We start from the raw sequence: 14,685 nt of genomic DNA, 5'->3' as shown, positions 1-14,685 counted from the left end.
AGACTTATACAAAATAAATGTCCCAAAAGAGTCGTTATCGAAACTTTTGGGACAACTTATTTTAAAAGTGTTTTTGAATCCAATGATTGGCTTCTTTCCAATTAGAAATTCTAATCACATTTGTTGGAATAGGCTTTCGATTATAAGGTGTATCGAATAATAATACCGGTATATTGAGTTCCTCTGCAAGCATCACGGCATTATCATGCTTATCCTCAAAAAATACATCCACATTATGCTTTTTTGCTACCATAAGTTTGTCATGACTACCTATTAATTCAATATGATGAAAGGGTACTTTGTTGTCAATAAACCATTTATGGGTAACATCATATACGTCTGAATGGCGAGCTGAGATGTAATAAAGTTCATATTGTTTCTGCCAATTCGTTAAAATAGCTTGAGCATCCTTTGCGATAGCACTAACGGAATACATATATGCTTCATTTTCCTTAAACCATTTAGAAAATTCGTTACGGTCTACGGGGTAAGGAAATGCACTTAAAAAGTCATATTCAATCACGTCATCTAACACGATATTCGTTTTATATTGTTCATTAATATGAGGTATCAATGTGTCTGGCGTTGTAACAGTACCATCAATATCAATCCCGAAACGGGGTTTTTGCTTGAACGTCATAGAAACCTCCTAGCTTAATGATTCGGCTTCTTTTTTTGCTCGTTCTTCAGCCATTTCAGCTGCTAATTTATCAATTTCTTTTTTCAGTTCTTCTACCATTGTTTCTTCAGGTACTTTACGAACCGTTTTTCCTTTCATAAATAGCAAGCCTTCTCCGCGGGCACCAGCAATTCCGATGTCAGCTTCACGGGCTTCACCAGGACCGTTTACAGCACAACCAAGTACGGCAACTTTTAAAGGGACATTTAGTTTAGAAATATATTCTTCTACTTCGTTGGCAATGGAAATAAGGTCGATTTCAATACGTCCGCAAGTTGGACAAGAAATTAACGTTGCCATATTCGAAGCAAGTCCGAATGATTTTAATAATTCGCGGGCAACTTTTACTTCCTCAACTGGATCAGCAGATAAAGAGATACGTAAAGTATTACCAATCCCTTTTGATAAAATAGCACCAAGTCCAGCGGCAGATTTAACAGTACCAGCGAATAGTGTTCCTGATTCTGTAATACCTAAATGTAATGGATAATCGAAAGCTTGAGCTGCTTTTTCGTAAGCTTCAATTGCTAAGTTTACATCGGAAGCTTTCATCGACACGATAATATCATGGAAATCTAAGTCTTCTAAAATTTTAATATGATGTAATGCAGATTCAACCATTCCATCCGCAGTAGGGTACCCATACTTTTCAAGAATATGGCGCTCTAGGGAACCAGCGTTAACACCAATTCGAATTGGAATTCCTTTTGCTTTTGCAGCATTTACTACGGCTTCTACTTTTTCACGGCGACCGATGTTACCTGGATTGATACGTACTTTATCAATCCCATTTTCAATGGCCATTAAAGCCAACTTATAATTAAAATGAATATCCGCTACTAACGGAATATGAATACGTTTTTTAATATCAGCAATCGCATTGGCAGCACGCTCATCAGGTACTGCGACACGAACGATCTGACAACCCGCTTCTTCTAAACGTAAAATTTCTGCTACAGTTGCTTCTACGTCATGTGTTTTTGTTGTACACATACTTTGGATGAATAGTTCATTACTACCACCAATCGTTAAATTACCTACACGTACTGGACGCGTTTTTGAACGGTGAATAATTTCACTCATGAAGATTCTCTCCTTTTAGAGGTACGTATCTTAATGCACTCGTACCACACATACATTATTTTAGCAGTGTAGTGAAGGTACGACAAGGAAGAAACGTTACTTTTTTATTTTCTACAGTCATTCTCTATTTTATCATAGATTGGTATTTTAATAAGTTCTCCAGGAACCATAGCTTGTTTTTGTAAATGGGGATTTAGTTCATAAAATTGTGCCATTTTCTCAGGAAGTGAGATTTCAACTTCCGAAGGGTATGATGCTAATAAACTTTGAACAGTATCTCCTTCGATTGTTACGACGGAAATACTTTTAATTTGAATTTGTTCATTACATGCCTGTTCTTCTTTTTTATCGAATGCTGCTAATGGGACAGTGCCTTCTGTTAAATCTATTTTAATAACAGTTGCAACTAGAAAAAAGACAACCGTAAAGATTAGAAATCTCAAAAAAATCCCTCCTTTCTCTCACTATATGAAGAGAAGAGGGATTCATGCCTATTATTTTTTAGGTATTTTAGGATATTTTATTGATGATAAAGCTAATATAAAAATAGTAATGATTGCTTCTATTAAAGTAGATAATGAATTGGATAATTGAATGATCGAAAATAGAATTGTCAATAGAGTCCCCCATGTGATGGCTAGTGCAGCAGTTCGCCACATATGACGATATTCTCCTCGACGACTCATAAGTTTTAGTAACACAACGCCAATAAAGGCATAAATGCTAATTTTTACAAATAATAGAATCGTTGTCATAATCGTCTGTAATATAAAGGCAAAAGGATATAGTAACCATTGAATATCTTCGACATATTCCGTTAATCCTTCTATATTATAGATACTTTCAGAAACGCCTGATAAAAATTGAGAAAACGAAAAGATTGAAATGACAGCTATTAATAGAAAAACATATTGAATGGTTTTACCAATTGTTAATAATCTATAAGCTGCTAATTTTTTTGGATGTATTAGACTATCAATGAATAATTGTGAGTGTTTAACCATAATTTCTCCTCCATATGAGAGTTTACCATGAATTGAAACATTCTTTAAAGTAACCGTTAAGAAATTTATTGAAAAGTTCTGTTCCTTATAACGTGAAACTTTTTCTTTTTTTCAACGTATATGTGGATAAGTAATTGGATAGGAGATGTTATTTTTGGATATTGTTGCATGGATATTAATTATTGCTAGTTTCATTATTGCATTTGTCGGTTTAGTTTACCCGATTATTCCATCTGTCCTATTTATACTATTAGGATTTATAGTATATGGATTATTTTACTCCTTTGCAGATTTCGGTTGGTTATTTTGGACAATAGAAATTTTATTTGTTGTTCTATTATTTGCTGCCGATTCCATTTCGAATTTAATAGGCGTCAAAAAATTCGGTGGTACAAAAGCAGGGATGTGGGGAAGTACAATTGGATTACTAGTAGGTCCTTTCATTATTCCAGTTGTCGGAATTTTAGTTGGACCTTTTTTAGGGGCAGTGATTGGTGAGTTAGTTGTAACAAAAACGGATTTAAAACAAGCAATGAGAGCTGGAGTAGGGTCCCTTGTCGGATTTTTAACATCAGTGGTGACAAAAGGTATCATTCAAATTATTATGATTGTTATTTTTATCATCGCTATTTTATAGCAATATAGAAGTTAAAAGAATCCATTATTTCCGTCTAAAGGCTGAAATGTGTAATTCTTCAGTGTTAAATGATTGAATGGTTTACACAATTTTGATAACCTAAGAAATGTAATCAACATTACTTATTTTGAGGGAGGAAATTCACAATGGCTTATGAATTACCAAAATTATCTTACGCATACGATGCATTAGAACCACATATCGATGCAAAAACGATGGAAATTCACCATACTAAACACCATAACACATACGTAACAAACTTAAACGCAGCAGTTGAAGGTACTGAATTTGCTGGTAAAGATCTTTTAGACCTTATCTCAAATATCGATGCACTACCTGCTGACAAACAAACAGCCGTACGTAATAATGGTGGTGGACATGCAAACCACTCATTATTCTGGGAAATCCTAACTCCTGGTGGATCTTCAACACCAACTGGCGAATTAGCTTCTGCAATTGACGCTAAATTCGGTAGCTTAGATGCTTTCAAAGATGAATTCGCAAAAGCTGCAGCTGGCCGTTTTGGTTCAGGTTGGGCATGGTTAGTAGTTGATGGTGGAGAATTAGCAATCACTTCAACTCCAAACCAAGACTCTCCAGTTATGGAAGGTAAAACACCAATCCTAGGCTTAGACGTTTGGGAACATGCATACTACTTAAACTACCAAAACCGTCGTCCTGACTACATTTCAGCATTCTGGAATGTTGTAAACTGGGATGTAGTAGCTGAAAAATTCGCAGCTGCAAAATAAGATTAGACATTATAATATTTTAATGGATATGTAAGATGACCGCTAATTTCGTCTCGAAATTAGCGGTTTTTATATGTATTTTTCATTTTTAATAGGAATACATTAAGTTGAATTCATTTACATGCGACAGTTTATAGGAGTATGAATGGAGTGAATAGTTGATTGCCTTTGTTAGTTTGATAAGCATCGTTTTGTTTACTTTATTATTAGGCTCGCTATTTCGAGGACAACATAAAGAAAATTATTTAACAAGTTGTTTATCGATGTTTGTTGCAATGACAAAAAGTACATTAATCGGCATTCTCGTCGCCCTTTGGATACCGGATATCGTATTTTCAACAATTATTGCGATATTACTAAGCTTTTTATTCATTAGTATCATGACGTATCAACTGGCAACAAAAATAGTTTTAGAATGCCTAAGTGCCCTTTTTATGGGATCGATGATGGGTACAATGTTAAGTATAATGACAACTGAAAATGAAATCATTAGTCTATTATTTTTTACTTCTTTATATTTGATAAGTTGCATTATATCAGCAGGGTTATGGAATAAAGATCATGTTCAAAATTTCTTTAAAGGCATACCTACTAAGGTGACAATTACTTCCTTATTGATTGTTATTCTACTTGCCTTTACAACAGTCGTTGATTTGCTATCTCTTACAACAAGTGAAGTAGAAAGAGAACATCATGAGCATCATGAATAATAAAAAAGTATGAAGTTTTATACCTCATGCTTTTTTGTCTCTAAAAGCATAATTAAGCCGTAACAAGTACAAATTATGCTTGATGGAGGTGAAGAAATTGTCCAAAAAGAAAAAGAATACGTTGGATCGTGAAGAGTACGGACATGGTTTTGATTTAAGTCCTGATGATTTTGATGTCATAGGAGAAAATGACCATGCAAAAAAACAACAACAAAAACAAAAGAATAATGAACGTGATAATAAACAAAACCCATCCAGATTAAATAAGTAACGGTGAAAAAGTATTTGGTTTTTAAAAGGTAGTGCCTTTTATACCAAATGCTTTTTTATATAGAAGGAAAAGCTATAGTAGGTTCTAAATCTCTCTTTTCATTCTTATAATGTATAAAGAATGAATAAAGGGGGAGAGTTATGCTTATTGATGGAGTATTCTCAGGTGGTGGGATTAAAGGATTTGCGTATGTCGGAGCATTACAAGTGTTAGAAGAACAAAATTATCGCTTCAAACGAGTTGCTGGAACGAGTGCTGGAGCGATTATGGCTTGTTTTATTGCTGCGGGATACCAAGCAAACGAAATTGAAGAAATATTAGACGATCTTGATTTAAAAGGTCTTCTCGATCCTCCCAAACTTGCTCGTACTCTTCCTTTTTTAAAATGGCTAAACCTTTACTTTCGAATGGGATTGTATAAAGGAAAAGCACTCGAAAAGTGGTTTTACAAAAAGTTGGTCGCAAAGGGCATTATTACTTTTAATGATCTGCCAAAGGGTTCATTAAAATTAGTAACATCTGATTTAACAAACGGTCGCATGATTGTGATACCCGATGACTTAGCTTCTTACGGCATTAACTGGAAAACGTTCCCTGTATCAAAAGCGTTAAGAATGAGCTGTGGTATTCCTTTTTTCTTCGAACCAATCAAATTAAAGGACAACAAAGGAGAATGTATATTTGTCGACGGGGGTGTTTTAAGCAATTTCCCCCTATGGATTTTTGATAATGGCAATAAAGAAAGACCTTTAATCGGATTGAAGCTTAGTAATCCTAGTGAAAAGATGGAACCTCATGAAATCGAAAATGGTTTTCATTTGTTTGAAGCTCTTTTTACAACGATGAAAAATGCCCATGACGAACGTTATATTTCAAGAAAAGATGAAAAAAATATTATTTTTATTCCAGTGGAAAATTATAGTGCTACACAGTTTGATATTGATCAAGAAACGAAAGAAGCATTAATTGATATAGGCCGGAAAAGAACTTCTAAATTTTTAGAAACATGGCAAGTAGAAGAATTGAAAGAATCAAGGATATTGAAAGTGTAATGAAGCCATACTAAAAACAAGTATGGAAAAAGGAGATAACAATATGGCAAAGACTCCAGAAGAAACGGCAGCTAAAATATTGGATGATAATATGGTTGGTACGATGGCTACGATTGAAGGAGATAAACCCCATTCCCGATATATGACGTTTTTTAATGATTCTTTTACTTTATATACGGTGACTAGTAAAGATACCCATAAAGTAGACGAATTATCGAAAAACCCCTTTACACATATTTTAATTGGATATGATGGGAAAGGACTAGGGGATGAATATTTAGAAATTGAAGGAAAAGTAGAGATTTCAACGGATGAATCGATGCGAGAAAAGATTTGGAACCGGGTATTAAAGTCGTGGTTTAGCGGTCCGGATGATCCGAGGATGACCATTTTAAAAATCACACCAACTCAAATTAAATTAATGAATACGAAAGGGGAAGACCCTGTAATTGTATCAATTTAATTTGGTATGAACTCATTTCTACGAATAAAGCGGTTGCTATCCTAATATAGGGTACAACCGCTTTAATTTAGTAGTCTAATTATTTTTCAACGAGCATTTCTTGAATAATTTGTCGATTTTTTTCTTGGAATTTTTCATTATGGGAAGAAACCATTTCAAATTTATTAGCTAACGGATCAATATAAACTTTTGCACTATTTACAGCATTTACAGCATCCTGGAACGTACCGACTAATAAATTTACTTTTCCTTCGTAGGATAAAATGTCACCAGCGGCAAAAATTCCTTCCTTCGAGGTTTTGCCTGTAGCAGTGCCCTCATAATAATAATCATCTTTTAACTTTAAAGAAGTTTCATCGGAGAATTGTAAAGAAGCATCCCGGTTGTATCCATGACTTACAATAATGTGATCAATCGGTTGATATAATTCTTCTACCGTATCGTGCTTTTTCAAGACCACTTCACTTACTTTTGTTTTTTCTTTATTGGCAATTAACTTTTCAATCGTTGTATTTAGTAAAATTGTAACTTTTGGATTCGATTGTAATAGGGCAACTTGTGCTTCATGGGCAGTTAATTGATCCTTTCGATAAACAACGATGATTTCATCCGCAATATCTAACATTTCTACCGCCCAATCGATTGCACCATTCCCACCACCGGAAATTAATACCCGTTTATGTTGAAATAATTTGAAGGAAGGGACGGTGTAATGGAGATTAGTCATTTCAAATTTCTCCGCACCTTCGATGTCTAACTTTTGAGGATTGTAAATTCCACCACCGTTGGCCATAATAATTGATTTGGAATAATGTTTTTGGCCATCATTGGTTGAAATGATAAAAAGATTATTGTCGTTTTTATCAATAAAGTCAACCTTAGTATTTGTTAATATAGTTGGTTGAAAGGTTTTCGCTTGTTCAATCAATTGAATGACAAATTGTGCTCCCATTATCGGAGGTTGTCCTCCAACATCCCATATCATTTTTTCTGGATATAGTAACACTTTACCACCTAATTGGGCTTGAGATTCGATTAATTTTGTTTTCATATTTCTCAATCCGCTATAAAAAGTTGAATATAATCCAGCAGGGCCACCACCGATGATCGTCACATCGAAAATTTCACTCATACTTCTCGCTCCATTCGAAGGGTATATAAAAAATAAAAATTTTGTTTGACAATTAATAGTTCTGTAAATATGATTATATCGTAGTTGAAAATGATTATCAATATCATGATTTAGAGGAGTGAAGAAAAGTGCGCTTGCAAGTGGAGGATATTCGTGTAGGTTATGATGAACAAACGATTGTCCATGATATAAGTATGGCGATTCCTGATGGGAAAATTACGACGATAATAGGTGCGAACGGTTGTGGTAAGTCAACTTTACTAAAGGCGATTACACGAATTATCAATCATGAAAGCGGCCAAGTTGTTCTGGACGGAAAAAACATTCGCAAAATGAAAACGAAGGAATTAGCAACACAACTCGCTATTTTACCTCAAAGTCCCGAAAGTGCGCAAGGCTTACTTGTGGAAGAATTAGTGTCCTATGGTAGATTCCCTTATCAAAAAGGATTTGGCAATTTATCGGCAAAGGATAAAGAAATGATCGATTGGGCACTAGAAGTGACGGGGACAAAGGATTTTCGACATAAAGCAGTAGATGCCCTATCTGGTGGACAACGCCAAAGGGTATGGATTGCGATGGCGTTAGCTCAAGAAACCGATATTATCTTTTTAGATGAACCAACAACTTATTTAGATATGGCTCATCAATTGGAAGTACTCGAACTGTTACATATGTTGAATGTTAAAGAAGGTAGAACAATTGTTATGGTGCTTCACGACTTGAATCAAGCCGCAAGATTTTCTGATTATATATTAGCCCTATCCCAAGGGCATCTTATTCGCGCAGGTGCACCGGAAGAAGTAATGACTACTGAAGTTTTAAAAGAAGTGTTTAACATTGACGCTGTCATAGGTAAAGATCCTCGTACAAACAAACCAATATGTTTAACTTACGATTTAATTAAAGGAGAATAGAAAATGAAAAAATGGTTGTTAGCTTTAGTTGCTGTTTTAGTACTCGCTCTAGCTGCTTGCAGCGGTAGTGATGGGGAAAAGAATTCCGGAAATTCATCAGAAGACAAAAAACAAACAGAAACATCTTCAGATACAATTATATATGAATCAAGTAAAGGTCCAATAGAAGTACCGGCCAATCCAGAACGGGTTGTTGTACTTTCGTCATATGCAGGGGATCTGATTCAACTAGGAGTAAATATTGTAGGTGTTGACTCTTGGTCTGCGAATAATCCTAATTTTGAAGAACAGTTAAAAGATGTACCAGTCGTTTCAAACGAAGATTTAGAAAAAATAATTGAATTAGATCCAGATTTAATTATTGGCTTAGATAATATTAATAATGCTGATAAATTAAAAGAAATTGCACCAACGGTTTTATTTACTTATGGAGAGTATGACTACTTGCAGCAACATATTGAAGTTGGTAAAGCGGTAAATAAAGAAGCAGAAGCTACAGCTTGGGTTGAAGATTTTAAAAAACGTGCAGCTGATTTAGGTGAAAAAATAAAAGCTAAAATTGGTGAAGACGCTACCGTTACCGTTGTGGAAAACTATGAAAAACAATTTTATTTATTCGGTGATAATTGGGGCCGTGGTACAGAAATACTTTATCAAGCAATGGGCTTAAAAATGCCACAAAAGGTGCAAGATGTCGCTTTAGAACCAGGATATTTTGCCATCTCCCAAGAAGTATTAGGGGATTATGCTGGGGATTATATTGTGATGAGCTTAGTATCTGAAGGACAAGATACGAGCTTTGTAGATGCAGATTGGTATAACGAAATTGACGCAGTGAAAAATGGTCACACTTTTGTAGCAGATGGTCAAAGATTTTACTTTAATGATGCCCTTTCATTGGACTACCAGTTATCATTCTTTGAAGAATCTTTTTTAGGAAATAATTAATTAGAGAGAGAAGTAATGTGATGAAATCATCTCATAAAATTTCTTTTTTCGTAAAACTATTTTTAGCGGTTTGTATCTTGTTTGTCATTGCATTTTTAGCTATAACGAACGGTGCTGCTCATACAACTTTAAGTGATGTATGGGATGCGATGGTTGCGAAAGAAGAAGGACAATATTATTCAGAACTTAGAGAAATAAGATTTCCTCGAACAATTGCTGCCTTTTTTGTAGGTAGCGCCCTTGCCGTTGCGGGTGCTATTATGCAAGGAATGACGCGAAACCCGATTGCCGATCCTGGACTGTTCGGTTTAACTTCAGGTGCAAATATGATGCTGGCAATTACCCTTGCCTTTATACCATCTGCTTCCAATTTGATGATCATGTTTGCCTGTTTCATGGGAGCGGCCATTGGGATGATCATCGTATACGGTATTGGTATGACAACAAAAGGCGGATTATCTCCTATGAAACTTGTTTTAGCAGGAGCAGCTGTTACCGCCTTTTTACAAGCCATTGCTGATGGAGTAGGAATACTATTTGAAATTTCCAAAGATGTATCGATGTGGACTGCTGGGGGATTAGTTGGAACAACATGGACGTCATTACTCATTGTTCCATTTATTGTTTTCGGTCTTATCGTAGGCATTTTCATTAGTAGACAATTAACGATTTTAAGTTTAAATGAAGAGGTTGCTGTTGGATTAGGACAAAACACAGTCTTTATCAAAACGGTGATGATGGTTGTCGTCGTTATTTTAGCAGGAGGGGCCGTTTCATTAATAGGTAACTTAGCCTTTGTCGGTTTAATTATTCCTCATATTGTTCGAGCAATTGTAGGTCATGATTACCGATTGATTATCCCGATGAGTATTATCGTTGGTGGTGCTTTTATGACATTAACTGATTTCATTAGTCGAGTTATAAACGCCCCATTTGAAACACCAGCCGTATCCTTAATCGCTTTAATCGGTTTACCGTTCTTCTTAGTTTTAGTGCGAAAAGGGGGACGTGAAATTGGCTAATATTCATAGAAAGAAATTTCGGATTTGGTTTATTTTCTTCTGCCTTTTATTTGTTGCGGCTATCCTTTGTGGTATTTCTATGGGAGCTTCTTCCGTATCTATTACGAGAATTATTCCTACTTTTTTAGGACAGGGAACTTTTAAAGAAGAATTCGTTTTATTTTCAGTTAGATTACCCCGTGTCATTATATTAGCATTAGGAGGCCTCGCATTAGCAGCCGCTGGTACGATATTCCAAAGTGTTACCCGGAATGATCTAGCTGACCCTGGCGTAATAGGTGTAAACGCTGGGGCTGGAGTCGGCGTGACCGTATTTTATTTATTCGCGAGTACAAACCTTCAACAATATGTATTTATGTTGCCGATAGCTGCTTTTTTAGGAGCGCTTTTGACAGTAGGATGCATCTATTTATTTAGCTTTGAAAAGGGGCAAGGAATTCAACCTTTCAAACTTGTTCTAGTTGGTGTTGGATTTGCTACTGCCCTTTCAGGTTTAATGGTGTTACTCATGTCCACAGCCGAAAGAGCGGATGTTCAATTTATTTCAAAATGGCTCGTAGGAAACATTTGGGGTATTGATTGGCCTTACCTTTGGGCATTGTTACCATGGTTCATTCTTTGTTTACCGATTCTATTTTATAAAGTGAATGTTTTAAATGTTTTATCGATGAAGGAATCGACAGCTATTGGCTTAGGTGTGAATTTAAACAAGGAACGAGTGCTATTATTATTCCTAGCTGTTGCCCTTGCTGGTTCAGCTGTTGCAGTTACAGGTGCGATCAGCTTTATCGGATTAATGGCTTCCCATATTGCCAAAAAATTGATTGGGCCAAAACATCAATATTTTTTACCAGTTGCTCTTTTAATTGGTGCTACATTATTAGTTATAGCAGATACGATAGGGAGAATACTTTTATCATCCGCTACGATCCCTGCTGGACTAGTTGTGGCGTTTATTGGGGCCCCGTATTTTATTTTTTTACTAATTCGAAATAAATAATTGATGAGAAGTTGTTCTAAAATGGACAACTTCTTTTTTATACTATAGTGAACTTCTATTTTAGGAGGAAAAATCGTTGTATAAATGGAAAAGTTTTAAATAATTAGTTCTATCTTGTCCAATTTTTCTTACACTAAAGTAAGAAGATGAATTGAGGTGAAAAAGATTGGCAAAAAAATGGGGAATTGCAGCAATTATTTTGTATGCAGTTTACGCTTTGGCTATGTATTTTTACATATTTCATATTAGTTCAGGCGGTATACCTGATGCGATTAAAGGAACCGTTGCGGATCCGCAAACATTTATGACCGAACGTGAACTATACTTAAGTGATGAATATTCGAAAATCCGAAACTTCCTCTTTTTTGTAGTGACTCCCTTTGAATGGCTAATGTATATTTTGATTTTATTTATGGGACTTTCAAAGGTGTTTGAAAAATGGGCAGACGTTGGTAAGTGGAAAGTTATTCAAAATGGTGCTTATTTATTTCTATTATATTTATTTACGACGGTAGTCTTTTACCCAATCGATCTATATCGATATTGGTTAAGTAAAGATTACGGCATCGGTACCCAAACATTCGCATCTTGGATGAGGGATTACGTGTTGGATTTTTGGATAAATTTTGGGACAACTTTAATCGTTGTTTTAGTTTTATATTGGTTAATACGAAGAAGTGCTAAGAGATGGTGGTTATATGCATGGCTTTTAACCATTCCGTTTGCGATTTTTATGATGTATATTCAACCGGTTGTGATTGATCCACTTTATAATGATTTCTACCCGCTCCAAGATAAAGAGTTGGAAGAAAAAATATTAGCCCTTGCTGATAAAGCAGATATTCCGTCAGAACATGTCTTTGAAGTGAACATGTCCGAAAAAACGAATTCATTGAACGCTTATGTGACGGGGATAGGGGATAATTCAAGAATTGTTTTATGGGATACAACGTTAAAAAGTTTAACAGATGAAGAAATATTATTTATTATGGCGCATGAAATGGGTCATTACGTTGAAAAGCATATTTATGTCGGTATGGCTTCCTATATCTTTTCGATTTTAATTGGCTTATGGTTAATCTCTAAAATTATGCCATGGTTAATACGAAAATTTGGAACGATATTAAAAATAGACAATATGAAAGACATCCATTCATTGCCGCTCATGCTATTGTTAATATCCTTTTTACTATTTTTATCTAATCCGATTTCCAATTATATTTCCCGTTATCAAGAAACGAGGGCAGATGAATATGCGATGGAGTTAACAGATGATCCTGAGGCTGCCGTTAGTACATTCCAAAACCTAGCAAAGGCAGGATTGAGTGAAGTGAATCCTCCATTATTAGTGAAATTGTTCCGTTATACGCATCCACCAATGTTGGAGCGAATTAATACCGTTGCTAAATTTGCGTCAAAGGAATCGACGGAATAAGGAATATAAAAAAAGCTAGCATTGGAGTCAATGCTAGCTTTTTAGCTTTTAAATAACATTTGCTTCAAGCAAGCGTCCCGCTATTTTAATATAAAAAGTTGATATTGATAAAAGCCAACAATAGTTCATCTTTTAGAAATAAAAAAGGTATTTTTGTGATGAAATGAGCAATTTTTGTCATAAATGAATGATTTTATTTTCGGAATTGTGCGTCATTTCAGGGAAGTTCTATGTTATAGTATTAACATTACTATAAAAACGATTGACTTACTTCGATTTAATATGTAGTAAGTCTTACTTTTTATAAAAGGAGTAGATAATATGGTAGTAACAAAAATTCAAGCACCCTTTCGACATGATCATGTAGGTAGTTTTTTAAGACCTCAGGCTTTAAAGGAAGCTCGCTCAAAATTTCAAAATAAGGAAATTACATATAGTGAATTAAAATTAGTAGAAGATGAAGAAATTATTCGTCTTATTAATAAACAGAAAGAAGTAGGCGTGTTAGCTATTTCGGATGGTGAGTTCCGTCGTAGTTGGTGGCACTTTGATTTTTTAGGTAGTCTAGAAGGTATGGAGTATTATGAAAAAGAACATGGATTAAATTTCCATAACTTAGAAACTCGTAAAGAAGGGGTTCGTGTTATTGGAAAAATTGATTTTGGCGAACATCCATTTTTAGATCACTTTAAATTTATACGTGACCATGCTGGAGATTCTGTTGTAAAGTTCACGATTCCAAGTCCTAACATGTTACATGCACGCGCGGATAATAATGTTGACGTTTATGCAGATGAAAAGGATCTTATTGAAGATACAATTAAAGCATATCAAAAAGCGATTCAAGCCTTTTATAATGCAGGGTGCCGCTACTTGCAGTTAGATGATACTTCATGGGCTAGTCTTTTCTCAGAAGAAAAACGAGCTGACTTAGTAGCTGAAGGGAAGGACCCACAACAGTTTATGAACACATTGCAATATGTCATTAATGAGACGGTTAAAAATAAGCCAGCTGATATGACAATTACGATGCACATTTGCCGTGGGAACTATAAATCCACATTCTTTTCTAGCGGTGGCTATGATTATGCTGCAGAAGTCATTTTTGGTGGCTTAAATGTGGATGGATTATTTTTAGAATTTGATGACGACCGTTCTGGTAGTTTTGAACCTTTAAAATATGTAAATCGCAAAGATTTAAAAATTGTTTTAGGTTTAGTGACATCTAAATTTGGGGAATTAGAAGATAAAGAGTTCATAAAGGCACGTATTCAAGAAGCAGCAAACTATGTTTCATTAGATCAACTTTGTTTAAGTCCTCAATGTGGATTTTCTTCAACAGAAGACGGCAATATTTTAGAAGAGGAAAACCAGTGGCAAAAATTGAAGTTAATTAAAGAAATCGCTGAAGAAGTTTGGGGATAATCGATGTAAACTTGAATCTACTTATGTAGGTTCAAGTTTTTTTATTAATTCTTTTAAAACCACGTGCTCTGCACGTGTGAAAATATACTTTTAGAGTGGTAATGGAGATGGAATTAAAAACTCCTCTCGATATAATGAAAATGGCCGTCAAACCA

At 35.0% G+C, this 14,685-nt stretch carries 17 protein-coding genes; 12 read left to right on the top strand and 5 right to left on the bottom strand.

Translation table 11 applies throughout. The annotated features are described in order from the left end of the window. Positions 1 to 61 precede the first annotated feature (61 nt). The 4 genes from EC501_RS11950 to EC501_RS11935 form a co-directional block, all read right to left on the bottom strand. Positions 62 to 640 carry a hypothetical protein gene (locus tag EC501_RS11950; protein WP_122972532.1) on the bottom strand — a complete coding sequence of 193 codons (579 nt, stop codon included), beginning with the start codon at positions 638 to 640 and terminating at the stop codon, positions 62 to 64. Between the two features lie 9 nt (positions 641 to 649). After that, entirely contained in the window at positions 650 to 1,762 is a 1,113-nt protein-coding gene (ispG, locus tag EC501_RS11945; RefSeq protein WP_122972531.1) for a flavodoxin-dependent (E)-4-hydroxy-3-methylbut-2-enyl-diphosphate synthase, read from the bottom strand. Between the two features lie 104 nt (positions 1,763 to 1,866). Next, positions 1,867 to 2,205, bottom strand: a complete 339-nt coding sequence (locus tag EC501_RS11940) for a hypothetical protein (protein WP_122972530.1) — start codon at positions 2,203 to 2,205, stop codon at positions 1,867 to 1,869. A 51-nt stretch (positions 2,206 to 2,256) separates the two neighbouring features. Next, entirely contained in the window at positions 2,257 to 2,766 is a 510-nt protein-coding gene (locus EC501_RS11935) for a DUF1189 family protein (RefSeq protein ID WP_122972529.1), read from the bottom strand. Between the two features lie 154 nt (positions 2,767 to 2,920). On the opposite strand from EC501_RS11935, the gene EC501_RS11930 reads away from it, so the two are divergent. The 6 genes from EC501_RS11930 (at position 2,921) to EC501_RS11905 (ending at position 6,651) form a co-directional block, all read left to right on the top strand. Then, positions 2,921 to 3,403: a DUF456 domain-containing protein gene (locus EC501_RS11930; protein ID WP_122972528.1), complete on the top strand. Its 483-nt coding sequence runs from the start codon at positions 2,921 to 2,923 to the stop codon at positions 3,401 to 3,403. A 146-nt stretch (positions 3,404 to 3,549) separates the two neighbouring features. After that, positions 3,550 to 4,155: a superoxide dismutase gene (locus EC501_RS11925; protein ID WP_122972527.1), complete on the top strand. Its 606-nt coding sequence runs from the start codon at positions 3,550 to 3,552 to the stop codon at positions 4,153 to 4,155. Positions 4,156 to 4,313: 158 nt separating this feature from the next. After that, a complete protein-coding gene (locus tag EC501_RS11920) occupies positions 4,314 to 4,865 on the top strand; it encodes a hypothetical protein (protein WP_122972526.1) in 552 nt (183 codons plus the stop codon). Between the two features lie 88 nt (positions 4,866 to 4,953). Next, positions 4,954 to 5,136 carry a hypothetical protein gene (locus EC501_RS11915; protein ID WP_241559332.1) on the top strand — a complete coding sequence of 61 codons (183 nt, stop codon included), beginning with the start codon at positions 4,954 to 4,956 and terminating at the stop codon, positions 5,134 to 5,136. 140 nt (positions 5,137 to 5,276) lie between these two features. After that, entirely contained in the window at positions 5,277 to 6,188 is a 912-nt protein-coding gene (locus tag EC501_RS11910) for a patatin-like phospholipase family protein (protein ID WP_122972525.1), read from the top strand. Positions 6,189 to 6,231: 43 nt separating this feature from the next. Further along, positions 6,232 to 6,651, top strand: coding sequence for a pyridoxamine 5'-phosphate oxidase family protein (locus tag EC501_RS11905; protein ID WP_122972524.1), 420 nt, complete (start codon positions 6,232 to 6,234; stop codon positions 6,649 to 6,651). Between the two features lie 79 nt (positions 6,652 to 6,730). Here EC501_RS11905 and EC501_RS11900 read toward each other — a convergent pair whose 3' ends face one another. Next, positions 6,731 to 7,783: an NAD(P)/FAD-dependent oxidoreductase gene (locus tag EC501_RS11900; protein WP_122972523.1), complete on the bottom strand. Its 1,053-nt coding sequence runs from the start codon at positions 7,781 to 7,783 to the stop codon at positions 6,731 to 6,733. A 128-nt stretch (positions 7,784 to 7,911) separates the two neighbouring features. Here EC501_RS11900 and EC501_RS11895 point away from each other — a divergent pair, with 128 nt between their 5' ends. From EC501_RS11895 to EC501_RS11870, 6 genes are all read left to right on the top strand, one after another. Next, positions 7,912 to 8,700: an ABC transporter ATP-binding protein gene (locus tag EC501_RS11895; protein ID WP_122972522.1), complete on the top strand. Its 789-nt coding sequence runs from the start codon at positions 7,912 to 7,914 to the stop codon at positions 8,698 to 8,700. Positions 8,701 to 8,703: 3 nt separating this feature from the next. Then, positions 8,704 to 9,648 (top strand): iron-hydroxamate ABC transporter substrate-binding protein, encoded by a 945-nt coding sequence (locus EC501_RS11890; RefSeq protein WP_122972521.1) that lies wholly within the window; start codon positions 8,704 to 8,706, stop codon positions 9,646 to 9,648. A 20-nt stretch (positions 9,649 to 9,668) separates the two neighbouring features. Then, the gene (locus tag EC501_RS11885; RefSeq protein WP_122972520.1) at positions 9,669 to 10,670 is read left to right on the top strand and encodes a FecCD family ABC transporter permease; all 1,002 of its coding nucleotides are present in this window, start codon (positions 9,669 to 9,671) and stop codon (positions 10,668 to 10,670) included. Then, a complete protein-coding gene (locus EC501_RS11880) occupies positions 10,663 to 11,670 on the top strand; it encodes a FecCD family ABC transporter permease (RefSeq protein WP_338322899.1) in 1,008 nt (335 codons plus the stop codon). Before EC501_RS11885 ends, EC501_RS11880 begins: the two co-directional genes overlap by 8 nt. A gap of 166 nt (positions 11,671 to 11,836) precedes the next feature. Continuing rightward, positions 11,837 to 13,105, top strand: a complete 1,269-nt coding sequence (locus EC501_RS11875) for a M48 family metallopeptidase (RefSeq protein ID WP_122972519.1) — start codon at positions 11,837 to 11,839, stop codon at positions 13,103 to 13,105. 321 nt (positions 13,106 to 13,426) lie between these two features. Further along, the gene (locus EC501_RS11870) at positions 13,427 to 14,530 is read left to right on the top strand and encodes a 5-methyltetrahydropteroyltriglutamate--homocysteine S-methyltransferase (RefSeq protein ID WP_122972518.1); all 1,104 of its coding nucleotides are present in this window, start codon (positions 13,427 to 13,429) and stop codon (positions 14,528 to 14,530) included. The last annotated feature ends 155 nt before the right edge of the window (positions 14,531 to 14,685 follow it).

The organism is Lysinibacillus halotolerans (assembly GCF_003711845.1).
Lineage (GTDB): Bacteria > Bacillota > Bacilli > Bacillales_A > Planococcaceae > Ureibacillus > Ureibacillus halotolerans.
This window is presented reverse-complemented; position numbering and strand designations above follow the sequence as displayed.

What these genes read in the sequence shown, in the direction of transcription:
- EC501_RS11910 (WP_122972525.1), top strand. Translation starts at nt 5,277, where the DNA reads ATGCTTATTGATGGAGTATTCTCAGGTGGTGGGATTAAAGGATTTGCG.
- EC501_RS11905 (WP_122972524.1), top strand. Translation starts at nt 6,232, where the DNA reads ATGGCAAAGACTCCAGAAGAAACGGCAGCTAAAATATTGGATGATAAT.
- EC501_RS11870 (WP_122972518.1), top strand. Translation starts at nt 13,427, where the DNA reads ATGGTAGTAACAAAAATTCAAGCACCCTTTCGACATGATCATGTAGGT.
- EC501_RS11890 (WP_122972521.1), top strand. Translation starts at nt 8,704, where the DNA reads ATGAAAAAATGGTTGTTAGCTTTAGTTGCTGTTTTAGTACTCGCTCTA.
- EC501_RS11885 (WP_122972520.1), top strand. Translation starts at nt 9,669, where the DNA reads ATGAAATCATCTCATAAAATTTCTTTTTTCGTAAAACTATTTTTAGCG.
- EC501_RS11935 (WP_122972529.1), bottom strand. Translation starts at nt 2,766, where the DNA reads ATGGTTAAACACTCACAATTATTCATTGATAGTCTAATACATCCAAAA.
- EC501_RS11950 (WP_122972532.1), bottom strand. Translation starts at nt 640, where the DNA reads ATGACGTTCAAGCAAAAACCCCGTTTCGGGATTGATATTGATGGTACT.
- EC501_RS11900 (WP_122972523.1), bottom strand. Translation starts at nt 7,783, where the DNA reads ATGAGTGAAATTTTCGATGTGACGATCATCGGTGGTGGCCCTGCTGGA.
- ispG (WP_122972531.1), bottom strand. Translation starts at nt 1,762, where the DNA reads ATGAGTGAAATTATTCACCGTTCAAAAACGCGTCCAGTACGTGTAGGT.
- EC501_RS11925 (WP_122972527.1), top strand. Translation starts at nt 3,550, where the DNA reads ATGGCTTATGAATTACCAAAATTATCTTACGCATACGATGCATTAGAA.